The 25,302-nt window shown below is 44.3% G+C and carries 19 protein-coding genes; 11 read left to right on the forward strand and 8 right to left on the reverse strand.

Features of this window, described 5'->3' with window-relative positions; genetic code table 11:
* Nucleotides 1–9: 9 nt before the first annotated feature.
* Nucleotides 10–3,357, reverse strand: coding sequence for a GH36-type glycosyl hydrolase domain-containing protein (locus tag ACVA6Q_RS12875; protein ID WP_446647787.1), 3,348 nt, complete (start codon nt 3,355–3,357; stop codon nt 10–12).
* Nucleotides 3,358–3,359: 2 nt separating this feature from the next.
* Complete coding sequence (locus tag ACVA6Q_RS12880; RefSeq protein ID WP_446647788.1) at nt 3,360–4,514, reverse strand: ABC transporter ATP-binding protein; 1,155 nt, start codon at nt 4,512–4,514, stop codon at nt 3,360–3,362.
* Nucleotides 4,515–4,974: 460 nt separating this feature from the next.
* On the opposite strand from ACVA6Q_RS12880, the gene ACVA6Q_RS12885 reads away from it, so the two are divergent.
* The 3 genes from ACVA6Q_RS12885 (at nt 4,975) to ACVA6Q_RS12895 (ending at nt 9,013) form a co-directional block, all read left to right on the forward strand.
* Entirely contained in the window at nt 4,975–6,069 is a 1,095-nt protein-coding gene (locus ACVA6Q_RS12885) for a porin (RefSeq protein WP_446647789.1), read from the forward strand.
* Nucleotides 6,070–6,308: 239 nt separating this feature from the next.
* Entirely contained in the window at nt 6,309–7,715 is a 1,407-nt protein-coding gene (locus ACVA6Q_RS12890) for a sulfatase family protein (protein ID WP_353496531.1), read from the forward strand.
* A gap of 92 nt (nt 7,716–7,807) precedes the next feature.
* A complete protein-coding gene (locus ACVA6Q_RS12895) occupies nt 7,808–9,013 on the forward strand; it encodes an anaerobic sulfatase maturase (RefSeq protein WP_446647790.1) in 1,206 nt (401 codons plus the stop codon).
* 281 nt (nt 9,014–9,294) lie between these two features.
* Here the strand turns inward: ACVA6Q_RS12895 and ACVA6Q_RS12900 are convergent, their stop codons facing one another.
* Both ACVA6Q_RS12900 and ACVA6Q_RS12905 read right to left on the reverse strand, forming a co-directional pair.
* Entirely contained in the window at nt 9,295–9,978 is a 684-nt protein-coding gene (locus tag ACVA6Q_RS12900) for a hypothetical protein (protein WP_446647898.1), read from the reverse strand.
* Between the two features lie 101 nt (nt 9,979–10,079).
* Complete coding sequence (locus ACVA6Q_RS12905) at nt 10,080–11,207, reverse strand: OmpP1/FadL family transporter (RefSeq protein WP_446647791.1); 1,128 nt, start codon at nt 11,205–11,207, stop codon at nt 10,080–10,082.
* Nucleotides 11,208–11,481: 274 nt separating this feature from the next.
* Between ACVA6Q_RS12905 and ACVA6Q_RS12910 the strand changes: the two genes are divergently transcribed.
* Nucleotides 11,482–12,123 (forward strand): Crp/Fnr family transcriptional regulator, encoded by a 642-nt coding sequence (locus ACVA6Q_RS12910; protein WP_446647792.1) that lies wholly within the window; start codon nt 11,482–11,484, stop codon nt 12,121–12,123.
* A 440-nt stretch (nt 12,124–12,563) separates the two neighbouring features.
* Here ACVA6Q_RS12910 and ACVA6Q_RS12915 read toward each other — a convergent pair whose 3' ends face one another.
* From ACVA6Q_RS12915 to ACVA6Q_RS12930, 4 genes are all read right to left on the reverse strand, one after another.
* On the reverse strand, nt 12,564–14,048 hold the full coding sequence (locus ACVA6Q_RS12915) for a catalase (RefSeq protein WP_446647793.1): 1,485 nt from the start codon (nt 14,046–14,048) through the stop codon (nt 12,564–12,566).
* A gap of 43 nt (nt 14,049–14,091) precedes the next feature.
* Nucleotides 14,092–15,279, reverse strand: a complete 1,188-nt coding sequence (locus tag ACVA6Q_RS12920) for an anaerobic sulfatase maturase (protein WP_446647794.1) — start codon at nt 15,277–15,279, stop codon at nt 14,092–14,094.
* Nucleotides 15,280–15,386: 107 nt separating this feature from the next.
* A complete protein-coding gene (locus tag ACVA6Q_RS12925; protein WP_446647795.1) occupies nt 15,387–15,980 on the reverse strand; it encodes a response regulator in 594 nt (197 codons plus the stop codon).
* Entirely contained in the window at nt 15,981–17,153 is a 1,173-nt protein-coding gene (locus ACVA6Q_RS12930; protein WP_446647796.1) for a GAF domain-containing sensor histidine kinase, read from the reverse strand.
* A gap of 169 nt (nt 17,154–17,322) precedes the next feature.
* Here ACVA6Q_RS12930 and ACVA6Q_RS12935 point away from each other — a divergent pair, with 169 nt between their 5' ends.
* The 7 genes from ACVA6Q_RS12935 to ACVA6Q_RS12965 all read left to right on the forward strand — a co-directional run bounded on the left by ACVA6Q_RS12935 (nt 17,323) and on the right by ACVA6Q_RS12965 (nt 25,264).
* Nucleotides 17,323–18,849 carry an arylsulfatase gene (locus tag ACVA6Q_RS12935; protein WP_446647797.1) on the forward strand — a complete coding sequence of 509 codons (1,527 nt, stop codon included), beginning with the start codon at nt 17,323–17,325 and terminating at the stop codon, nt 18,847–18,849.
* Between the two features lie 160 nt (nt 18,850–19,009).
* Nucleotides 19,010–19,969, forward strand: coding sequence for an AAA family ATPase (locus ACVA6Q_RS12940; RefSeq protein WP_446647798.1), 960 nt, complete (start codon nt 19,010–19,012; stop codon nt 19,967–19,969).
* Nucleotides 19,970–19,984: 15 nt separating this feature from the next.
* On the forward strand, nt 19,985–20,899 hold the full coding sequence (locus tag ACVA6Q_RS12945; RefSeq protein ID WP_446647799.1) for a DUF58 domain-containing protein: 915 nt from the start codon (nt 19,985–19,987) through the stop codon (nt 20,897–20,899).
* A gap of 7 nt (nt 20,900–20,906) precedes the next feature.
* Nucleotides 20,907–21,383 carry a DUF4381 domain-containing protein gene (locus ACVA6Q_RS12950; RefSeq protein ID WP_446647800.1) on the forward strand — a complete coding sequence of 159 codons (477 nt, stop codon included), beginning with the start codon at nt 20,907–20,909 and terminating at the stop codon, nt 21,381–21,383.
* The gene (locus tag ACVA6Q_RS12955) at nt 21,377–22,372 is read left to right on the forward strand and encodes a VWA domain-containing protein (protein ID WP_446647801.1); all 996 of its coding nucleotides are present in this window, start codon (nt 21,377–21,379) and stop codon (nt 22,370–22,372) included. Before ACVA6Q_RS12950 ends, ACVA6Q_RS12955 begins: the two co-directional genes overlap by 7 nt.
* Entirely contained in the window at nt 22,365–23,948 is a 1,584-nt protein-coding gene (locus tag ACVA6Q_RS12960; protein WP_446647802.1) for a vWA domain-containing protein, read from the forward strand. The genes ACVA6Q_RS12955 and ACVA6Q_RS12960 overlap by 8 nt, the downstream gene beginning before the upstream one ends.
* Nucleotides 23,948–25,264, forward strand: a complete 1,317-nt coding sequence (locus ACVA6Q_RS12965; protein ID WP_446647803.1) for a hypothetical protein — start codon at nt 23,948–23,950, stop codon at nt 25,262–25,264. The genes ACVA6Q_RS12960 and ACVA6Q_RS12965 overlap by 1 nt, the downstream gene beginning before the upstream one ends.
* The last annotated feature ends 38 nt before the right edge of the window (nt 25,265–25,302 follow it).

The raw sequence follows: 25,302 nt of genomic DNA on the forward strand, positions 1-25,302 counted from the left end.
CAAATAAAACTAAAGAACTATGGTTAGTTGATTGCTAACATCAGAAAGCTTATCTTTGATAGCACTATCAATGATTGCCCCGCCCTTTCTGTATCTATTGCTTGTTAATGAAAACTCTACATCTGATCCGTTGAGTGTAATTCTTCTCGGTGTATGCTCCCCTCGCTCCGCCACGATCTTTATAGAAACAGGTTTACCAAACAGATCGAACCGTATTGCAACGTTACCTAGGTCACGGCTGACCACCGGATCTAACACTAGGTTTCCATTCTCGTAGCGTATCCCCAATACATTTGAAATGATTTGGTTGATATAGATACCTGGCCCACTAGAATAGATTCTCCAACCGCCTTTTACGCCCACTTTGCCCGCTTTTAAATCTCCGTAACCTTCATAGGCTTCGTATCGATTATTGAAAGCAGCATCAGAACTGGAAAAATAGCTATTTGCTTGACGCAGCATCGCATTTTCCACTTCATCTTTAATCCCCATAGGAATTAACTTGAACACATTGTCATAAAGGTCTTTAGCATTACCAAGCTTGCACAAAGCTTCAATAAAACGGATATGCGCATGAACATAGTTAAGGCCGATCTCTCTACCTAAGTTTGCCGCCAACTCCGCTCGTTTAAAGTACGTTTGCTTACCACCTTCGTATTTCGCTAATTTATCCATCAAGCGAACACCATCTGGGTACAAGAGCTTTTCTTTAATAAGCTCTAGGTTATATTCGGCTTGTTCTTTAGAGAACAGCTCGGCAATAATAGAACGGTTAGCCGGTAGTAGCCGATACTCAATACCCGTTGTTTGGTCCGCAGGGTGAAGCAAGTAGTTTATTTTGTTCTCATTGAAATCTTCGACATGGATAAAGCCCGCAACGATGTCATCTTTTAGAAGGTATCGCTGATAGTCATCGTGCATTCCCGATGCTAGCTCATTGATTCTTTGGCAAAGCTCAGAGAACTCACCTTTCACAGCTTCATTAGAAACAAATGTCTTAAAGGTCTGTAATGTAAGAGGAATCGTCCAACCACTTACCATCTTTTCTCGCAAGCTTTGATTAGCAGGCTGTAAAGTATCATCCCAGTCACCATCGCCGTAACTTGATAAAAAGCTCCCTTCGATTAGGTTTGCTTCAATATGATCGATCTGCTTGACCACGTGATCGTAGAGAGTAGCATCACTTGCGATATAGCTGTGTCCAGCGGCTTCGGTACTATAAGGCACCTTCATTTTTAAGATATCAGCATCACCCGTCGCGGCAATATAATCTGCAAGTGCTTTCAGCGGCCAAACAACAACATCCCCATGAGATTCATCATGCTGAATTGACTTAAACGCATCAAACATAAACCACTGTGGCCATGTCCCTGTTTCGAGATACTGATGCGCGTATATTTTACAAAGCACACTCTTCGCCTTCTCAAATTTACCAAGGCTCATAAAGAACTCGAACGGCCCCTGAGATGCATCACGCGTTCCCCATGCAGCACCAGAGTATTGCTCTAAGCCGTGAGGAGAGCTGTAGTGAACAAGCGCGTTATGAGTAAACCAGTGCACCGCTTGGTTTAGCTTCTTACCCTTCGCTTCTTCGTTTTCGATAAGAACATCGAAATGATTTGTCAGCTCGTCCAGAGCTTGCTCCGAACAGGCTGTTTCTGTCGCATGGAACAAGAAGTCTGCTGGCTCATCTAAAGGCTGGTTTGCTTCAATAAGTAAGCTTTCTTTTTGTGCCACACTCCCCTGGTAGATTAAGTACTCTTCACTTTGATTTTCGCTATTAACCACGGTATCGACATAATTAAAGCCCGACGTTGCAGAGATCTTAAACGTCAAATTCGGGTTAATCTCATCCAGTAGTTCGTTACTGCCAGACACAACCGTCTGCAAATTATCATTTTTGGCTACCGATACCACTGACTCTGATTCATGGTTTCCATGGACTAGGTGATGCGTAACTTCAATATCTAGAGCGTCGTCGAATCCATAAGCTTCGATGTCCAATTGAACCTTAGTGTCACTACTGCAAGCAAAAGAGCGAACGACAATCATCCCACCAACCACTTTATAGAACCAAGTAGCGCAAGTACGTGATACCGCAAACGCAGAACAAAGGTCTAAAACGTAACGCTGTCCATTGAGCTTCACTCGAATACGTTGACCGGTGTTTTTGTGGTAGTTCAGTGCGTTTCGGTTAACGCTCATCATTTTTTGGAAAGAAGTATTCCCAACACAAAGCTGAGAATTGAACACACCAAACATATAATTGGTCGAGCACATCACTTCTTTTGAATGATCAAAATCGCTTCCCGTCAATATAATGTGTCCAGTTGGACGCTCTTGTTTGGTCTCCTTGGCTTGCAATGTCACATAAGTACCTGAAGCTTCGAAGAACGACAGTAACTCTCCCGCTTCATATTCCTCAAGCTCACGAGAATCAAACCATTCGGCCAAATCCGCTTCTGTCATCTCCTCACCAACCAATGATGGTATGGTCTTCATGCATGAAGCCTGTAGAGCGTTGTTGTCCACAACGACAGGCGACTCTGCAAATGTAATCGGAGCAAGCTCAGAAGGCTGAGAACGATTCTGAACGGGCAAATCATCAACAAAACTAAAATAAAACTGCGTTTGTTTTCGCTGCTCTGCTTCTAGTGTGAAAGAAGGCGTTTGCAACGCAGCATAGGCCATCTCATATTGATACACTTCATTGGCAAGCTGCGGTTTCTCAAGTGCCACCGGAATACCAGTCTGCTTATACTCAGTGCCAAAAAACTGAAATGCATCGGTACTGAAGCTTTCAGCCTTGGAAGAACACCCCACCTGGATAGCAGGGTTCTTTCCTTCCTGACTGATGTTCTGACGACAACTGATCACCCACCCCAGCTCCGTCATGATCGATTGCTGGTCTAAATATTGGCTGCAATATGCTTCATTGGTTTTCACTTGCTCGGGGTCAGCAAGCCCAATATCTTGCCCATAAGTAATATCGCACTCTATCGAAGTGCCTGAACAATTGAAAAGCTCTACTGCAAAGAAACCCGTCGTAGTTTCACCGTCCAAGTTAAGCACAGTTTGGACTTGCAAACCTTCAAAGTCAGATACCCATACAAGTGATTCAGTCAAACGTGCAAACTTGGTCGAGGGATCATTGAACAAATCCAATAACTTGTAAGTTCCATCTTCATTTTTAATTCGTACGAAGATGCTGGTCAGTGATCTTTCACCATCTGGTGTATTAAATAACGACAGTTGAATATCACGAACGAAAATACTTTTAATTGTATTCTCACGATTTAGTTGAACGGAAACCTTGCCTTCTTCCAGACAAACATTATTCCTAATTGGCGCATTCATAATTAACTCTCTAGTAGATCTTTGTTTTGTTGGAAGTATAGGTTTTCGTTTTCAATGTCATCATTTTTAAATAAGTGGCTTTTTTCCACATCAAAATAAACAAACACTCTATCTTCCACATTGAACTCGTTTGTAGAGAATGGCATCTTACAAACGATTTCTTCTCCGAACACTTCAATGTGATAAAGCAACTCTGAACCTAGTCGTTCTATCGCTTTAATTTCTGCAGGGTATTGGTGTGTCTCAGATTTCGCTTCTGATAAATAGATATCTTCTGGTCTAATACCAAAAGCGACACCTTGATTACTATCTACTGCCGGTTGCAAAACTTTCTCAGCTCTTGCATCTAGCGCGATAGCATAACCACTATGAGTGAAGTAACATTTACCAGAGTCAAAGCTTAGTGCGCCTTCAATAACATTCATTGCCGGCGAGCCTATAAATTCGGCAACGAATCTATTCTTAGGGTTGTGATAAAGTTTCATTGGGCTATCAATCTGCATCACTCGACCGCGATTTAAAATGCATACTCGATCACCCATCGTCATGGCTTCAACCTGATCATGTGTTACGTAGATCATCGTTGCTGGTCGGCCACTGTCTTTTAACTGTTGATGCAGCTTTGTAATCCTCATACGCATAGCGACACGAAGCTTAGCATCTAGGTTAGATAGCGGCTCATCAAATAAGAACACTTCTGGCTTTCGAACCATAGCTCGGCCAACGGCAACTCGTTGACACTGCCCTCCCGACATTTGACTAGGCTTACGGTCTAAGAGCTCTGAGATTTCAAGAAGCTGAGCTGCCTCTTTTACTCGTCTTTCAATTTCATCCTTTGGCTTCCTCGCGGTCTCAAGACCAAATGCCATATTTTCATATGCCGTCATATGAGGGTACAAAGCATAGTTTTGGAATACCATGGCGATACCACGATCTTTTGGAGCGAGGTCATTACACACAGTGCCACCAATAGAAAGGTTCCCATCGCTGATCTCCTCAAGCCCAGCAACCATTCTCAGCATCGTGGATTTAGCGCACCCAGATGGACCTACCAACACCATGAACTCACCATCTTCAATGTCGATGGATACGTCATGAATCGCGTGAAATCCATTCTCATAAACTTTATTAATTCTTTCTAGCGTTACACTGGCCATTTAGAAATCTCTCAGTTATGACTAATCTTACCGTCTGGGATTGTTATTCTTAGTTAGTTTTCACTCAATGTTGATGGCGCAATTGTACGGGGTAGAATCGAATAAATTCGTGATCGTTTCGACTTTTTCGATTTGCGATAATTAATACATCGATCAAGATCACATTCAAAGAGCAACTATATAAAACACACCCCGTCAATATATTTAAAACAATAAACCAGTGTTACAAAGCATTGCTGTTCGTTTCCAATTAATTCTTATATTGCATTTACAAAAAAGACTGAAACTTTAACCTCGACTTTTATCACATCAGTTTCAATTAAAATCGAAACAATCGAAAATGAAATAATATTTTCTCCTTATAAATCTTATTTCGATACATTGTGTATATCTAACACCAACCACATGTCATTAACCTTTAGTGCGAACATATCAACAACCATTAACGTACAGGTCGAGCATGAAACTGAAGTTCTTAAGCATTATTCCTATCTATCTTATTGTTTCTCCACTTACTATCGCAGAGGAGAACAATCAAACAAATGTTCCAATGACACCAAGTGAAATCACATCTATAGAAGGCGACTTATCAGACCTGTCGTCCACAGCACCACTACCTAACAATTACTACCCTTTGCTAGACGAAGGTGTGGTCAAAGGTTCCGCCTATGCCAGTGCACGACTCGGCGGTGACCTCCTCTTCAACGATGACATTGGTAATGTTGCCTGGTGGAACCTTTTTAAGATGGGTGCAGACTTCGAATTTATGTTGAGTGAGTACTTCTCATTTTTAATCGGTGGTGAAGCTAGATACGGTTGGGGGGGCGTTGATACGTTTGACGGACCTGCTTTTGGTAACTCAAACACCGACGTCGATCGCTTCCAATTTGGTGTTAGGTCGGATCTCGGTATCACTACCTATGGTAAACAATGTGGAACCGTCGACGCCTATATAGGATTTGGTGACATAGCAAAAGAGCATGGTCTAGAAGCCGAAATGGACGAATTGGCATGTAAAGAAAACATTTGGAACCATATGTATGCCTATGACAATTTTGATATTGGTGGTTCCTACGATAGAGAAACTAACTCTTGGGGCCTCGGAGGCTCAATCACACTTGGGCAATTTGTCTTTGGCGGTGCTTATGCTGATATACGCAAAACGAACTCATATGGTGAGGACGTCATCGTAGACTATGATGAGAATGACAAAAAAGCGGGCACCGTCGGTGTTATTTGGCGTGCGAACCAATTAACAACAGCAGCCAAGTATTCCATTGCTAAGCACCAAACAGATAATGCAGCAAAAGAGAGTTGCAAAACGGATGGATACGCGTTGGGTGTTGCTTATGACTTCACTCAAAACCTAAACGTTGCTACCACCTACAACGAAGTCAACACGAACAAAAGCACATGCCAAATACCAGAGAACGACAAATGGTTTACTCTTGGACTGGCATACCACTTAAACAAAAACATCGAGCTCGTTACTGAATACAAGGGTGCGGTAAACGATACCAATAAGTTATTTTTCCGTGCCAATGTGAACTTCTAACTAAATGCTTACCCTATTGATTATCTAGATACCTAATTAACTCTAATATATTAATGTTTATTTCATTAATCGTTATTGATTAAAAATGAACTTTAGAGTCAATTGGAAAAGTTCAAACGACCAAACAGCAGTACCAAGCTAGAAACTTTGCACTAAAAGCAACAAACTTAAACAATTCTGGGGAATTTAAACTAATGGAATATGGGAAACACAAATATTCAAAGCTAACAAAGTCTATAATGGGTGTAGTAGCAACACCACTACTTTTATCCACTATTTCTATGCCAGTCCAAGCAGAAGTAGCTGTCGAAAAACCCAATGTAGTACTAATTTTCGTTGATGATTTAGGTTGGGGAGATCCCGGTTTCCTTGGGGCTACTGACCTAAGAACACCAAACATGGACAAAATTGCTGCGAATGGGGTTAATTTCACTCAAGGCTATGTGACTTCTTCCATTTGTGGTCCGTCAAGAGCAGGACTCTTAACCGGAGTTTACCAACAGCGCTTAGGTAGTGCCGAGAATATTCCCGAAGACCACTACCCCACTAAAGAAGGCAACAGAGCCGGTATTCCACTTTCACAACCTATGCTCCAGGAAATTCTCAAAGAGCAAGGCTATCGCACCGGTGCAATCGGTAAATGGCATGTTGGCTTAGCGGAAGAAAAGCGCCCGAACAACCGAGGGTTCGATTATTTCTATGGTTTCCTTAATGGCTCACACTCCTACTACAAAAGTGGCTTTGAATTTGGTGACAACCATGAATACTGGCCAATCTTTAGAAACACGGAAATGGTTGAATTTGAAGGCTATACGACTGAAGTATTTAGCCAAGAAGCAGTGAACTTTATTGAAACAAGTAAAGATGACCAACCATTCTTCCTTTATGTTGCCTACAATGCCGTTCACTACCCTTGGGAAGTACCTCAACCTTATATCGATAAAATGGATCATATCGAGGAAGAAAATCGCAGAAAGTTTGGGGGGATGGTACTCGCTCTAGATGAGGGAATTGGCCAAATTGTTGATTCACTCGAAGAGCAAGGCAAACTAGAGAATACCGCTATATTTGTTATTAGCGATAATGGTTCCCCTCGTCCAAACCCAAAGGCATTGGAAAGAGACTCCAATTTATCGAACACAGGAGGCTTGCGAGGTTATAAAGGAACCAACTATGAAGGTGGTATTCGTGTACCGTATATCATGAGTTGGCCAAATGTTGTACCTGCCAATATAACCTACGATCTCCCGGTAAGTACGCTTGATGTAGCAAAAACGGTGACGACATATCTTGGTATTGAGAACCCACCTAAGGGTCATGAATTTGATGGTGTGGACCTTGTACCTTTTGTTAATGGCGAGCGAAATGGCGAGCGCCCCCACGACACAATGTACTGGCGCAGGGCTGACGATTACGCGATTCGAATCGGAGATTGGAAGCTTGCGTACAATACTTATGAGCAAACTGGGGAAGCGGAGTTATTCAATCTTTCCTCTGACATGTATGAACGCAGTGATCTCTCTGCTCGTTACCCAGAAAAGAAGGAAGAGTTACAAGCCAAGTTTGATGAGTGGGATCACAGCTTGCCCCAGTCACTTGCTAAGCCAGAACTTCCAACGAACAGAAATCATAACTTCGGCAAGTAATAAATCAATCAAATAAAAAACAGAGGGACTGATTTACGGATTGAGTCCCTCTTTATAGCAAATACTATCGTTAGCATTGAAGGTAAGAGTTTGTGAATAAAAATATACATATTATGGCAAAACCAACAAGTCACATTTGCAATATATCTTGTGACTATTGTTTTTATTTACAAAAAGGTGAAACAACCCTATCTAATTGTAATAAATTGATGACCGACGAAACACTCAGGGTATATATAAAGAACTATATAGAACAAACTCCATCCAATACGGTCGAGTTTACTTGGCAAGGAGGAGAACCTACGCTCGCTGGACTAGAATTCTTTAAAAGAGTGGTTGAGATACAGAATCAATACTCTGTCAATAAAGTGATTAGAAATAGTCTGCAAACAAATGGCCTAATAATTAATGAAAGCTGGGCAATGTTCCTTAAAGAACACAACTTCCTTGTTGGTTTATCTTGTGATGGACCTGAACATATTCATGATAGATACCGTAAGAACAAGTCTGGTAGTTCAGGAACTCATAAGCAAGTCATTGCAACAATCCATCTTCTTAAAAAGTACGGTGTAGAATTTAATCTCTTGTGCGTGGTGACAGACTATTCGTGTAAATATGGTAATGAAATCTATCAATACTTCGTTGAAGATTTGAAGGTAAAACATCTTCAATTCATACCAATTGTAGAACACAAGCATGTGATGACTGGTGAGTTGATAGTACCCTGCTCAAAATCATTATCTGAAGTAACGAGCTGGTCAGTGCCGAGCAAGTGCTACGGGGAATTTTTGAAAGATGTTTTCAACTGCTGGATAAAACGGGATGTTGGTACAGTTTTTGTTCAGATCTTTGATAGCACTTTAGCAGCATGGGTTGGTGATGTACCCTCAATGTGTGTAATGCAACCAAGCTGCGGTGACTCTCTCATTATGGAAAGTAATGGTGATATCTACAATTGTGATCATTTTGTCTACCCCGAATATCGGCTTGGTTCTATCTCTAACTTAGAGACCTGCCTGGAATTAAATGAAAAGCGCATCGCTTTTAACAAGTTAAAGCCTAACCTTGGTGAAAAGTGTCAAAAGTGCCTATATAAGTTTGCTTGCCAAGGGGGCTGTCCAAAACATCGAGTTCCAATGGGCAGTGATCAGCATAACTTTCTATGTGAAGGGTACAAGGCATTTTTCGGCCATGTGGCGCCATATATGGACTTCATGGCTTCTTTAATTAAACGTCAATATAGTCCAAGTCTGATCATGGATTACCTTACTCATTTACCTCAATTGGGCGATCGTTGATAGAACATTCCGGATAAAGCTATAGAGGGTTAAGTTACATTGAGACGAATACTTAGCCCATCATCTTCGTTTGAACATGGTGATGGTTGGCGACGCGTTGTATGGTGAGAAGGCTGATCGACTGCATTTGCATGCGGAGCGGTTGGAGCTTGATATCCTTATAGTAAGGAGCGATTGGTGTTTCAGGTTGATAGTGAGTTTTAGAATTGATTTAGTTGTGAAGGTAGTTAGAAACAGATACCGTCTTCTAACTACTTTGTTCTCGTGAACTTTAAAATATCTTAAAACTCATAACTGACTGAACCAGCAAGTTTATTATTGCTTCCATAATCGTCTTCAGAAAGCATACCGAAGAAATTAAACGATGCATTTTTGTTTATCTTGTAACTGAAGCCAAGTCCGCCCCAGTAACCGCTGTAATTATCCGAACCAATCGAGCCGCCAGCAAATCCGAGCACGCTCCAATCCGAACCATCGATTGGACGAACACCAAACATTCCCAAATAACCACCATGACTTTGGCTTCGCATCAATACGTATTCGTTATCAACTTCTTCTGAATGCATCGCCATTTTTCCATCGTTGTAACTGTAGCCCGCCATGGGAAATAGCATCCACCCTGCTGGCGAAACATCAAAATAACTTAGAGGGATATAAGTACCGATACTGTAATTGTTGCGATAGCTATCATTTTCATAGTCGGTGCGACTAAAATTGAAATTCAGGATACCTAGATCAAATAACCATGACCCGCCCAAGCGCCACTCTCCGGTGTCATTGTATCGCGCGTTGATCATCCTCGCTTCATCAAGGCCAATGGATCCTGAAACAAACGCAGAGTCAGAATAGCCTGCTCCTATTTTTGTCACAATCTTAGTTGGGTCTTCATGATGCTTTTCTTCAGCAGAAACTCCAGTTACTAGCAACAAACCGACGACCGTCACAAAGCCAAAAGCTCTGACCATCGATGAAAATAGACCATTCTTTTTCATAACACTTTCTTTCTCATTAAAAATAAAAATGCCTCCCACAACAGTGAGAGGCCAAGTACGGATAGCTCACTAAGTTAGTATGCGTAGCTGATACTTAAGATATGAATGCGATTGGAATCTACACTGCCGATAAAATAAGGGACTAATTCAAAAGGACCAGAGTAAGTCACATCTTGAGTGCCTATATTTCGATATTGGTATGCAATACCGATTCGATGTCCATTTGAGCGCTCTTTTTCTGCACCCAGACCTACCGACCAGTTGGCACCGATTGGCAGCGCGGGAGTCATATTGTCAGTGTCGTACATTTTAGAGTCATAACGGATACCACCTTGGTAGACCCAATCATTTTGAGAGTACTCGAGCGCTGTACCTAAGCTATAAACGTCGTTTGCTGCATCATCAAACTGTGACCAAAATTCAACACCCGTCATCGCTTTGAAGGTCAATTCATCGGAGATTTTATGTTGAAGACCAAAATCCGCACGAGAAGGCCAAGTTGCAGAATCTAGATATAGATCGGTTCCCTTTATGCCGATATCACTTAAGTCATGCTTCACTTGGTGTTTGTAGTTTGCTGATAGGAAGGTCGAATCTGAAATGTCATACATCGCTGAGAGTACAAAACTAGCCGCGGTAGAATTGCCATCGTTCGCAATAAGCTGCGGAGCACCATTTGTATCAATTGACGTCATCAAGTGCTGGATAACCAACGCTCCACCCAATGAGAAACTCTCATTAACTTGATAACCTGCTGCCAATTGAAGATTGAGTGCTTCCTGAGATATAGCGTCTATCGCTCCTAGGCCAATAAGCCCATTGCTGTAGTTTAAGCCTAAACCACCATCACCATGAAGAGATGCGCCCAATACCCAACTGTCATTCACGCGCTGAGCATAAGCCAAACTAGGCACGAAAGAGTCAGCAGTACCACGCGTAGAAACCTCGGTACCCATTTTGCCATTATGCACAGTTTCAGCATTTAAATATTGAATACCAATAGAAAAACTATTGTCCTCGATCATCGTTAAACCTGCTGGGCTAGTTATCACAGCACTCGCATCGGTACGGTTGGATGAATTTCCTACTCCAGCAGAAGATACGCTATCAAAGGTAGCGACTTCGTGCAGTAAGATACCACCAGCAAAAGTGGGCGAAGAGAAGGTCACAGCCAAGCAGACTACCAATAGTTTTTTGTTCATCGTTTGCTACTCACGGATTGAGGGATGCAAATCATAATCAAATAAGTGACACTGAAGTGCACTCTGAGTGCATGGTAATGGGTATTAACAAACGGCGATGTAAACAAGCACCCATAGCAAGTCGAATCCTAAAAGAAGATGCAAAGCATAAGCAACGTTTATGTTTTATATAACCAACGACTTATGTATTCAGCGTATGCTCCCTATTATAATGGCAGAATCACAATCCCAAGTTGCTAAGGACTAGCGCTCATTCTTTTTTGAGAGACCAAAAATGTCAGTCCAGAGCATGCTAAAAAAGATATACCGCACTAGTGATGAGCTTGCCGATCAACTCGTCCAACTTGCCTCAATCATTACCATCTCTAAAGGCAAGTTCCTATTATTTCAGCATCAGAACGTCAACGATATCGTTATACCTTTACAGGGCATATTAGGTTTCTATCCCACGATCGATGAGGGTACTAACTTAAAGTACGATCTGATTACGCCAGGTATTCTAATCAATGATGTGCCGTTGATTTTAGGTGAAAGCGCGCAGTCCGATGTACAAGCCGTGACCGACAGTACCGTTATACTTTTGCCCTTTAAAGACGCTCAAGAATTGATGAGTTCTTGTTGTAGCTTTTCAAAAATGGTAAACGTATCTTTAGCGAAAAAGCAGCGCTTTTGCCTAACCATGTTTCGCCTGCGCGGTGAAAAAAATACCGACTTGAAGATTCGTCTAGCGATGGAAACTATCAGTGCAGCAACCTACGATGGATCTATTCCACTTAATATTCTCACTCTCGCTTCACTACTTAATATGTCCAGAAATACTGTCGGTAGCTATATGAGCAAAGCGATTGCAGAAGGTAAAGTTGAAAAACATGAGTTGGGATTTCGTTTGCTTTTAAAGAAACCCATCGCCGCTTAATAATGCGCTAAGTATTAAAATGAAGGAGCGCCAGTGCTTGTACATCAGAAGATATCCGGCGCTCCCTCATACATTTACCTTACTTCAACGCTAAATAAGCACCGAGGGCAATGTGGCTTTAGTTTTAAAGAAATCTAACCTTGTGAGATGCTGGATCACCCCATAACTATCAGTCGGGCAACTGACTTAGAACCTAATTCCAGTTTGGAATCTCTAAAGATCGAATCCCTCAAATTGCAAAGTGCCTGTGAATGCCAAGTTTATGACCGTAGCACCGAGCACCAAGTGAGGAATCATGGTGGTTAAGAACATATATACCTTCCTGTTAGCGCCTCAGCGTTGAGGCGCTAGAAATGACACCAGATAGATTAAACCATCACACATACAGAGGTTGTGCGAATGTCGTGCTTAATGGTGCTGGAAAACTAAAAAACCACCCCTCAAACTTCCACAGTACTTTTGTCAGAGACATTTCCGACCTCCACTTCTGTCATTTCAATACCAAGTAATTCAGCTAAACCTTGCGCGTAGTGACGATCGGCGAGAAGTGCATGTTGAACATGTTTTAACTGGACTTTCCTAGATGCAGAACCAATTGAACGTGCGGTGTTTTCAAACAACCTCTTCTGCTCATTAGGCGTCATGATTCGGAACAGGTTACCCGCTTGCGTAAAGTAATCCGTATCTTCACGGTGATCCCAGTGGTTCGCAGCACCTTCTAGCTCTAGTGCTGGTTCAGCATGCTCGGATTGCTGTGCCCACTCACCGTACTGGTTCGGCTCGTAGCCTTTGGTTGAACCAAAATTGCCATCAACACGCATTGCCCCATCTCTGTGATAACTGTGAACCGGACAACGTGGCGCATTCACTGGAATTTGATGGTGATTAACGCCCAGACGATAGCGCTGCGCATCACCGTAAGCAAATAAGCGACCTTGCAACATGCGGTCTGGAGAGAAGCCAATTCCCGGTACGATAGCTGCTGGGTTAAACGCGGATTGCTCAACCTCGGCAAAGAAGTTTTCAGGATTACGGTTTAATTCAAACTCACCGACTTCAATCAGCGGAAAGCGCGCGTGAGGCCATACTTTTGTGAGATCGAATGGATTAAACTCAACTTCGTCCGCTTCTGACTCCGTCATCACCTGAATTTGCATCGTCCATTTCGGGAACTCTCCATTTTCGATGCTATCGTAGAGATCACGTTGGTGGCTTTCGCGGTCTTGCCCAATCAGTTTCTCTGCTTCTTGATCCGTCAGGTTCTTAATTCCTTGCTGTGTTTTGAAGTGGAACTTCACCCAAACACGTTCGTTGTCTGAATTAATCATACTGAAGGTGTGGCTACCGTAACCATTCATATGACGGTAAGTGGCAGGGAGGCCGCGATCGCTCATCACAATCGTCACTTGATGAAATGCTTCAGGAAGTGACGTCCAAAAATCCCAATTGTTCTCTGCGCTGCGAAGATTGGTTCGCGGATCGCGTTTTACCGCATGGTTCAAGTCCGGAAACTTGAGTGGATCTCGTAAAAAGAATACCGGCGTGTTGTTACCCACTAAATCCCAGTTTCCCTCTTCGGTATAAAACTTAAGTGCAAAACCACGAATATCACGCTCAGCATCGGCGGCTCCTCGCTCACCAGCAACCGTGGTAAATCGAGCAAACAGTTGGGTTGTTTTTCCAATTTCAGAGAAGATGGCCGCCTTCGAGTACTGAGTAATATCGTTAGTTACCGTGAACTTTCCATAAGCCCCAGAGCCTTTCGCATGCATTCGACGCTCAGGGATCACTTCGCGATCAAAATGTGCAAGCTTTTCCAAAAACCAAACATCCTGCAGCAACATTGGACCTCGCTTGCCCGCAGTCATTACATTTTGGTTATGTGCAACAGGACAGCCTGCTGCCGTGGTGAGTTTATTTTTCATTGACTTCGTTCCTTAATGATTGAAAATTATTGCCTACACAAAACTACGCCTTGCTCCGCTGTACGAACATCGGATAAACGGAAGCCGGGTGTCCTAGCTTGATCGCCTCTAACATTGCGGCGAAGTAAGGCATCGCATGCACAAAGAATTTTTTGTATCCAAAACACAGATGATTCAGACCCGGCTCAAGGTCTTCTGTAAATGAAGTGCGTTCTTTTGGGCAACCGCCATTACACATCGGTCTGAAATGACACTCTCGACACTGTTTAGGCAGGGATTTCCATTTGTTTAATCCAAATTCAACTTGTTTTGAAGCGGATGCTACAGCGCCTAAATCTACCGATTCGATATCGCCAACTCGGTGATTCTCATAGCTATAGTGATCACAAGAGTAGATGCTGCCATCATGCTCTAGCATCATTTGTTGACCACACGTTTCCGAATGGAAACACATTTGGCTTGGTTGACCCGCAAGAATGCCGAGCGTGTTCTCAAAAAACTGAATGTGTACTTTTCCCACGTCTTCTTTGCGCCACTCTTCGAATACATCACACAAAAAGTGCCCCCACTGATGTGGAGTCAAAGACCAGTCTTTTTCCCCGCGACGATCGAGGGAGTGCTCAACGCAGGGCTGAAACTGAATCACGTTAGACCCTAACTCTTTTAGCGTCTGGTAGGTCTGCTTACCAAGGTGGGCGTTGCCGTTATGCACAACGGTCAGGGTGTTGAACTGTACTTTGTGTTTTTGCAGCATGGCGAGACCACGTAAGACACGTGAGTAACTGCCATTTCCTTTCACGTCTGGTCGGCCTAAGTTGTGATTAAGTTCATCGCCATCGATGCTAAGTCCGATCAAGAAGTTGTTCTTTTTGAAGAATTTCGCCCATTTCTCATTGATCAACGTTCCATTACTTTGGAAAGTATTGGAGATCGTCATCCCTGAGCGAGCATATTTTTTTTGTAAAGCGACCGCTTTTTCGTAAAACTCAAGACCGCGCAGTGCAGGCTCACCACCTTGCCAACTGAAATCGACAAACTTAATGTGTTTTGGCTGGGCTGCGATGTATTGCTGTACATACGTTTCCAAAAGAGCATCCGACATCTGCATTGTCGCCCCTGGCTGATAGCGCTCTTCTTTTCTCAAGTAGTAACAATAGTGACAGTCTAAGTTACACTTTGAGCCAACAGGCTTAACCAATAGGTGGAATGGGTGTGGTGATGTCATCGTCATATCTGCGCTCCCGTTGGATTTAGGATAATTATCCTTAGGTGGCCTAAATTAGACCACTAGGACATTTCCTAACGAGAGGAGATATGGATTAGAAAGCGGAAGGTAAGTTAAATGAGCTTTCGACTATGCGCCCAGGCAATCAGCTCGGATGCACTAGCCAGTTCAAGTTGTTCAATCATTTTGTATTTATGATACTCGACTGTTTTAGAAGAAATATTGAGCTCCAAAGCCACTTTCTTAGCAGAAAGGCCCTGCGCCAACAGCTTGAGAATATCAACTTGCCTCGCCGTCAAATCTGTCTTTTGCTCAATAATACTTTTCAGCTCATCGGGTATGTAGCGTTCTCCTGCGAGTACCTTGGTCATCGTCGTTGCGAGCTCAAAGCCTGCTTGATGTTTAAGTACATATCCGTCAGCACCATACTGGTACGCTGCCTTAACGATCTCGGGTTCATCATGCATCGATAGGCAAACCAGTTTACTGTTGGGCGAAGTCCGCTTAAGCAGTGAAAGCGTAGTATTTAGCTGCATACCTGGCATAGAAATATCGGTAATGATTAAGTCGGGCTGATGTTTCTTTACTAGCTGAAGTAACTCTGTTGCGTCAACGCCAATCCCTACAACTTGGTGGGTTAAGTCCACTAAGCGGGCAATACCTTCACTGACTATCTGGTGATCATCTGCAATTACGACGGTTGCCATTTATGCCTCACTTGTTGTTATTGATAATTTAACTGTAGTTCCTGCTTTTGGATCATTGCGTTTAATGACCAATTCCCCGCCAATCAATTCCCCTCGCTCAACCATGGATTGAAGACCTAGCGAGGGTGACTGTGTGTATGCTTGTTCTTGGGCAATTCCTATGCCGTCGTCTCGAATAGATAGTTCCATCCCGCCACCACTAACCTGCTGCAATGTGATGGTGACCGCCGAAGCATTCGCATGTTTCACGATATTGGATAACGCTTCTTGGATAATGCGATAGACATGCAATGAAACATCATTAGTAAAAGAGATATCGTCATCAAGCTCAATCGATAAGTGTAACCCTAAACGTTCGGCAACTTGTTCAGCATGAGATTGGATGGCGGTATTAAGCCCCACTTTTTCGATGACCACTGGATGCAGATGACGAGACAAATGTTGAACATCTTTGGTAATTGATGCGAGTTCATTGGCACACTTCATGAGCGCAGGTCTTGTTACGTCATCACAAATACTAGAAGCAAGACTGAGCTCAATCCCCAAAGAAGCGAGGCGTTGGCTGAAATCGTCATGCAGATCGCGCGCAATATTCTGTCGTTCTCTTTCTCGTTCACCAATGATACGTTTGTTTCTCTCAACGACGTCTTGGCGACTTTTTATCAGCTGCTCATAATGTCTTACACGCTCGATACTGGATGCAATCATATTGCCCAGTACAGTCGCCGCATCGACAAACTCTTCGGAATAACTGTCCACCTCACTGAAGTTTGCACAGGCCAATAAGCCCCATGGTTTCCCCATTGCAGTTATCGGAACCAGTATATGACGCAGCGGTTTTTCATCCTGTAAGTGGCTCGCGAGATCAAGCAGTTCTGGAGACTCATCACTTGATACAACGACTCCCGCTTGGATATGCCGACGATACTCTAATATCAACGATGCTGGCAGCTCGGATTTAACTCTGGGGACACCTTCTCCCGCAGCCTCATAAAATCGCCAGTCACGCATTCTGGTTTGTTCAATAGGCAGGCATGAAACACGGTCGACTTTTAAAGCATTTCGACATTCATGGAGAGTCTCAATGATGGTTTCTTCCATTTGTGCTGTTGGAGAATTTAATAACCGGCTAGACATTGAGATTAATGCTGACGTGATTGAATCAGAGAGCATTTTCAAACCCCTTTTCATTGATGAACGTCATTACCATAAACAGCAATTCGCCAAATGCCTAGTAGTTTTTAAAGCCAGTAGCTCAGCTTTAATGGGTTTAGGAATTATCCTAGTTCAGTTAATTTTGGAAAAAAAACATACTGTGCTCGTCTTATTCCAGGAGCATGTTATGAAAACCTTTTCTAAAAGCTTACTAAAGAAAACCGTGCTAAGCACTGCTGCTTTAGCGACCGTTGCTGCTGCACCAGCAGTGGCAAAAAACACCTCTGAAAAACCGAATATACTCGTCATCATGGCAGACGACATTGGTTGGTCAAACACCTCAGCCTACAACCTAGGCATGATGGGCTACAAAACGCCAAACATCGACCGTATTGCAAATGAAGGTATGCTTTTCACTGACCACTATGGCCAACCAAGCTCTACTGCGGGTCGTGCTGCATTCCTAACTGGCCAGCTTCCTATTCGTACAGGACTACTAAATGTGGGTCTGCCTGGATCTCCAGTAGGTATTCACCCAGACGATCCAACGCTGGCGGAGGTTCTCAAAGAGCAAGGTTACTTCAATGTCCAACTTGGTAAAAACCACTTGGGGGATCGCGAACACATGATGCCTCATCGCCGTGGTTTTGATTTCTTCTACGGCAACCTCTACCACCTAAATGCTGAAGAAGAGCCAGAGCACCCTGATTACCCGCAAGATCCAGAGTTTTTCGAACGCTTTGGTCCTCGTGGTATTGTCACTGGAACAGCCGATGGCCCTACAGAATCAGCGGGACCTCTCACTAAGAAACGCATGGAGACCATTGACCGTGAACTAACTGACATGGCTCTAGATTACCTAGACGACTTCGCAAAGACAGATGACCCATTCTTTATGTGGTATAACCCATCACGTATGCACGTCTGGACACATCTAAGCGAAGAGTGGCAAGGTAAGACCGGCTACGGTTTATACGCAGATGGTATGGCTGAACTAGACCACTACGTGGGTGAAATTCTAGACAAGCTAGACGAAACGGGGCAACGTGATAACACCGTTGTCATCTTCACTACCGACAACGGTGCCGAGAAAATGTCCTGGCCAGATGGTGGTAATACACCATTCAAAGGTGAGAAAGGTCTAACGTCTGAAGGTGGTGTACGTGTACCATTTATGGTTAGCTGGCCTGGTCACATCCCAGAAGGTTCTCGTAACAACGGTATCCAGTCTCACGAAGACTTGTTCACGACTCTAGCAACCATTGCTGGTGTTAAAGATGTTCATGAGTCGTTCAAGAAAAAACATGACGTTTACATTGATGGCTACGACCATACTAACGCGTGGTTCAACAACGAAGACACTGAGCGTAACGAGATTTTCTACTTTGCTGAAACCGGCAACCTAGAAGCGGTACGAGTTGGTAAAATCAAAGCAACATTTATCCATCCAACAGAAGAGAGTTGGTTTGCTCCGCGTCTAGCCTCGACTTGGCCAGAATTGGTTGACCTACGTGCAGACCCATACGAAGAAGCGCCAGAACACTCAGGTCTATACCTACGTTGGTATGCTGAACGTATGTTCCACTTCGTTCCAATCCAAGTTGAAGTGGCTGGCCTACTACAGACGTTTAATGAATTCCCACTGCGTCAAGAGCCAACTGCATTCAACTTAGACCGTGTACTGTCTTCGTTACCATACCGTGAAGCCAAATAATTAACTTCTTCAGTCTGGGAAAACTCAAAAGGTGTGCATGGCACACCTTTTCTTTATTCCAAGTATCGAAACTCAACCCTGTTTAGTAATAGTCCTAGTTATCAAGTTCGCTCCCTTTTCATATCCTAACTTCAAATCCTTGGCAGCAACCGGTAACGATATGGGCAATACAATGCAAGAATTTATCGAACTTCAGAAACAGATAAACCAACAAGTATTAGGGCAAGAAAAATCTGTAGAGCAACTGATTATTGCCCTGCTTGCGAATGGCCATGTTCTCTTACAAGGCTTGCCTGGACTTGCCAAGACTCGCAGTGTCACCGTTTTGGCCAAGCAACTGGATTCGCAGATCCATCGGATTCAATTTACGCCAGATATGCTTCCTACTGATATCACTGGTAGCGAAGTCTACGACAGCAACACTCAGTCACTGACATTCAAAAAAGGTCCGGTATTTACTCACCTTTTGCTGGCCGATGAAATCAACCGTGCGCCGGCTAAAGTGCAATCAGCGCTGCTTGAAGCGATGGCAGAAAGCCAAGTTTCCATAGCAGGCGAAACACACCCATTACCCGAACTCTTCATGGTTCTCGCCACACAAAACCCGGTGGAACAAGAAGGAACCTATCCATTACCGGAAGCACAGATGGATCGCTTCTTAATGCAGATCTTGATTGATTATCCAAGCAAAGACGCCGAGAAGAACATGCTTAAACTGTTGCGCATTGAGAACCAAGGCTCCAACGACAGCGAACCGCTCATGACCATCGAACAAGTGTTAGAGGCTCGTCGTCAGATTGACAAGGTTCATGTCGCAGAACATGTAGACCAGTACATTGTCGACCTTATCGATACGACTCGCTACCCAGAGAACTGTGACGAACAGCTTAGCCAGTGGATTGAGTTAGGGGCTAGCCCGCGTGCAACCATCGCACTAGACAAATGTTCACGTGCTCACGCATGGTTAAACGGCCAAGATTACGTGACGCCAGACAACGTCAGAGCGGTGGCTCATTCAGTGCTTCGCCACCGTCTCGTTTTGAGTTTTACTTCTCAAAATCACGGCGTGGATGCTGAACAAGTCATCGATCGACTTCTACATAGCGTTGCATTTTCTTAATTGCGAGGAGGCCTTATGACCGTCGACCTTCGTATCTATCCGACTTCAGAAAGACTTGCCGAGCTATCATTGCTGGGGCGTAAGATTTCATGGCAGCCACCCTATCAAAAGTTAACGCCTCTCACAGGTAAGCATCGCAGTCAGCAACGTGGCAGAGGGTTGGATTTTATCGAACTTCGTCACTACTACGCAGGTGATGATGTTCGTTGTATTGACTGGAAAGTGACTCAACGGACGGGTCAACCCTATTTGCGCGTTTACGCGGAAGAAAACGACAAAAATATCGCTCTGCTCATCGACCTTAGAACTCGTATGTTTTTTGCCTCTGACGGCCACATGAAATCTGCCATTGCTTGCGAAGCCGCAGCCATCGCCGCGGGTGCAGCTTGTCATCATGGTGATCGCGTCGGTGCGGTCCTTCTCACCGACAGTGACATAGTCACGCTACCCTTTCGACGTGGTGAAAAAGCACTCATGGCTCTTTTGTCTGCAATCGTAGAGCAATCAAACAAACTCCCAAATTGGATAGTGTCCCCAAATGCCCCAGATTTAGAGCAAGCATTAAAGCACTTGGTCGATCTTGGATTAAAAGAGAGCCAGTGTTTTATTTTTAGTGACTTTAGCGACTACGACCCACGACATTCGAGCGTAATGATTGATAGATTGGCTCGTCGAAATAGCCTAGTGGGTATCCGAATTACCGACCCGCTGGAGGAACAGTTCCCGAACCAGAATCTCGTCATCGGTAATGAAAGCCATCAAGTCGAACTAAAGACAAGCGATCACTCCACCAGAGATCGTTATGAGCAGTACGTCCAAGAGCAAAAGCATTCACTGTCTGAGCACTTTATGCGCCATCGCTTAGCATTGCTTGATATGACCACGCAACACGATACTTGGACACAATTACTTTCACTGACCAAACAATAGGCACTTTATGGGCAATTCTACACAAGGCCAAATTGTCGAATTTGGTAGTCACCTCGTAAAACGGGCTGAATGGATTTCTCCACCTCAAGCTATTTCATGGTTTCCACAAACGCTGATGTGGCAGCTTATTGGGCTCGCCACCATCACCGTGGTCTTTGGCTATATTGCTCATCGCTATCACCAGTATCTTAAACGCACCTACTTACGCGAAGCTTGGGCGCTGTTTCAACAATACGATTACGAGCAGAACATTGCCGCCATCGCGCATTTGATGAAGCAATTGGCACACCAACACTGGCCTAAATCCAATGTCGGCACAATGACCAACCACGAGTTTGCTCAATTCATCTGTCAAAGCAGCGCGACCACTTTGCATTCAGTACAGGTATCTCAATTAATGGAGAGCAGCTATCGCGCATCGCCTAATCTCACTGCCGGCGATAGACAAGCGATCAAACAGTGGTTTAAGGAGGTGACATGTTAACCTTCTCTTACCCTCTATTCGGTCTACTGATTTTGCTACCGTTGGTGATGTTTCTAAGCCCCAAACACTTCACTCGTCACGCCGCACTGCGTTTTAGCCACTTTGATAAATTAGTTAAAGTCACAGGCTCTAAACCTACTTCTGGCGCTGTGGTGATTTCACCTATTTGGTGGCAACGTCTTCTTATTGTCGTGACATACCTATGTTTGGTTATCGCTGCAACAAAGCCGGTTTGGCTCGGTGAGCCCGTTTCAATAGAAAAAAGTGGTCGTGAAATGATGGTGGCCGTTGATCTGTCTGGCTCAATGGAGGCTCGTGACTTTGTCGACCCAGATGGCATCCATGTTCGCCGTGTTGATGGTGTAAAACTATTGCTCGACGATTTCCTCGTGCAGCGTGAAGGCAACCGGATCGGCCTTATTGCTTTTGGTGACGATGCGTATTTACAAGCCCCATTTACTGATGATTTCTCTATTATTACCCAGTTACTCAGTGAAATGGACGTTCGCATGGCTGGGTCTGGAACGGCACTCGGTGATGCTATTGGCGTTGCCGTTAATCACTTTGAGCATTCAGAAAGTACCAATAAAGTCCTCATTCTAATGACGGATGGGCGCGATACCACCAGCAATTACCCTCCCATTGACGCCGCTCATTTTGCCGGTGAAAACGACATTACTATCTACCCCATCGCCATTGGTGACGCAACCAACGTGGGTGAGGATGGCATTGATTTGGATATGTTGGAGCGTATCGCTAATTACACTGGCGGTCAGGTATTTGAAGCACTAAACGGACAAGATTTAGTAGACGTGTACAAGGCACTTAACGAGCTCGAAGAAACCCTTTTCGATAGCTATACCATTCGACCAAAAGTAGAACTCTATTACTGGCCACTTATTGTCAGTTTAATCCTCAACATCTTAGCGCTAGTTGTTGCTGCACTGCGCGGGCAAAGTAATACAAATAAAGGAGACCTAAATGGCTGAATTTCATTTCATTCGACCATGGTTACTCTTGTTGGCCATTCCTTTAGGCATTTTGGTCTATATCCTCAAGCGAAAAGCAGACAACAGTGAGCAGCTTCCTATCGCCGCTCATTTGTTGCCATTTCTTAATACAGGAGGAAGCCAAACACGCTGGTTTTCTCCTCAGAACTTGTTACCACTTTTCCTAGGTCTGTTGATTATCACTGTGGCTGGTCCAACATGGCAGCCGGAGCCGGATACCCATGCAAAAAACCAATCACCGATTCTATTTGTGGTTGATCTATCTCGTTCAATGGGTGAATCCGACATCGCGCCAAATCGCCTTGAAAACGCCAAACTGAAGTTATCCGATCTCCTAGAGTACAAATCTGATGGGATTATTGGTGCGTATGTCTATGCTGGCAGCGCTCATATGCTCATTCCACCGACAGAAGACCGAGAAGTGCTGGAGCTGTATCTCTCTTCTTTATCAACAAACCTTGTTCCTAGACAAGGGAAAAACCTGCCTGCTGTCTTGGATCAGATTGCTCAGCAACACACTGAGAATCGCATCCCTGCAAGCATTGTCGTTGTCACAGACAGCCTTGATAACAGTGCGGTTCAAGCCATAGAGAATTATGAGCGTACCTACAGTGATCAAATGATCGTTTGGAAGTTTGGTTACAACGAAACCGTCGATTCCCCTTCGGGTGTCCGCCTGATTCAAAACACGCCAGACAGCAGCGACGTTCAAAGCATTACCCGCTGGATCGACAGCTTCAGTTACTTCGACCCAATGGATGAAGATATTCAATGGCAAGAAGCCGGATTTTATCTCGTGTTCCCTGCACTGCTGTTTAGCTTACTTTGGTTTCGCCGAGGCTGGAGTATCCGTTGGGCTCCTAGCGTTTTGGTCAGCGTTGTTGCACTCAGTGCTTTTCAACCAAAGCCCGCTTTCGCAAATACGTCAACGGATCTCGCTACCTGTGATTCTCTGTCGATGAGGCTCTTCCTCACTCCAGATCAGCAAGGACAATGGTTTTTTAATCAAGGCAATTATGCATGCGCGGCGCAAGCCTTTATCGATCCTGATTGGAAAATTGAATCCCTCATGCGCAATCAGCAGTGGGAATGGGCGCTGACTATGCTCAACAATCAGCCAGACTCTGTCGAAAAACGCTTCAAGGTGGCTCTGAGCTATTTGCATATCGACCGCTTTCGTTCATCAGAGCGTTGGTTCGAACAAGTGCTGGAATTAGAACCGCAGCACCCACAAGCGCTGCATAACCTCGCTCTACTTCAAGAGATTTTCGACCTCATGGCTGATCGTGCGCAAGGCCAAGGCACTGCAGGCGAAGACATGACCGCCGATGTTATTTCCACCCTAGAAGAAGATATGGGAATTGAAGAGCCTGAAGACAAAATTGAAGTCATCAATAGTGCAGATTTAATGGCGGAAGAGCATTTAACAAAAATTTGGCTGGAACAAGTGAAATCCAACCCTGAAGTGTTCCTACGCAATAAATTCTCCATCCAACTTCAGCAAATGGCGGAACCAGAGCTTCACAGCGAACACTCTCCACAGGAGGTGAAATAATGAGCACGTTATTTCGCAATACACGCCTCATCAGTCAACTAGGTAGCGCCATTGTATTTAGCATGGTACTCATGGCAAGTTTCAATGCGAAAGCATCAATCACGACAGATGATCCCCTCTCTATTACCCCCGCACAGCAGCTAAGCACTGTGAACACACAGTATCATGCCCGCTGGACGCTGGGTAAAGAGACCTTAACAGAGAGGCAACGCCATACCGTTTTCTTGGAGCTTGTGAGTGACACAGCGATTACTGATGTTATCAACGTTGACGCTGTTTCAGCCAAAGATCTCTTTTTTGAACAAACCACCACATTTTGGCAATACACCAGACCTATAGAAAATGGCAAACGCGTTGAAAAAGCGGCATTAAAGTTGGAATTATTTCCAGCCAAACCTGGAGAGTTCACTTTGCCAAGCATCAACATCACCCTTGGCCGCGGTGACAACATAATAACTATTCCAACACAGCCCTTAGCGATCACGGTGAACGCACTTCCTGAGGCGGCAAAAGGTAAGATTGCCTCTCCTAAGGTCACGGCAAACCAAACTGTCAGTGACGTAGAAATCACCGAAGGTGGCGCGGTAACCCGTTCGGTCTCGCTCAATGTGACTGATCTACCGGGGCGATATATTTCAGAACTGCCGTTTATCAACCAGATTGAAGGCGTTGAAATTCGCACCGGCAACAGCCAAACGACAACCCAATCATTCCGCGCAGATATGACGGGAACCCGCAGCACTGATATTCACTATCGTTTTGTTCACAAAGGGCAATACACTCTACCCGAACTGTCATTCCAGTGGTGGAACACAACAACAAATGCAGCAGAAGACATTACGCTGCCAGCCATTACGGTGATGGTCAACTCGGCACCTCCTTTACCTTTGGATCAGCGCATTGAGCTTTGGACTTCAAATACAAAGCAGTGGCTGGACGCACAACGCAAAAATCTCATTGTAAGCGTGTTACTTGTGATTGGCTTATGGCGTTTACGTTTTAGGTTCTCTCACTTGTGGAAAGCGTTAAAAGTGCAGATTCAAACTGCCATTCACTCTTCTGCAGTGCAGCGCCTAACAACCATTTTTTGGGTTGCTATGGGTACAAACAAACGTTCTCGGCAAGCACTCTATCACTGGCTGGATCATCGTGGCATTCATGACCTAAACCATTACCCGACACTGAAAAACGGCGTCTACACCGACAAACAAGGTCACTGGCGGTTAAAGCGCAGCATGGTGGTATGGGTGTTAACGAATGAAATAAGACAAGAGTGGCGTGCGAAGTACCGACTGAAACCGATCAACCCCGCGTAAATGGGTAAAGCTCGGACTAGGGAAAGTCCTAGTTAATC

It is taken from the genome of Vibrio sp. DNB22_10_4 (assembly GCF_052879755.1).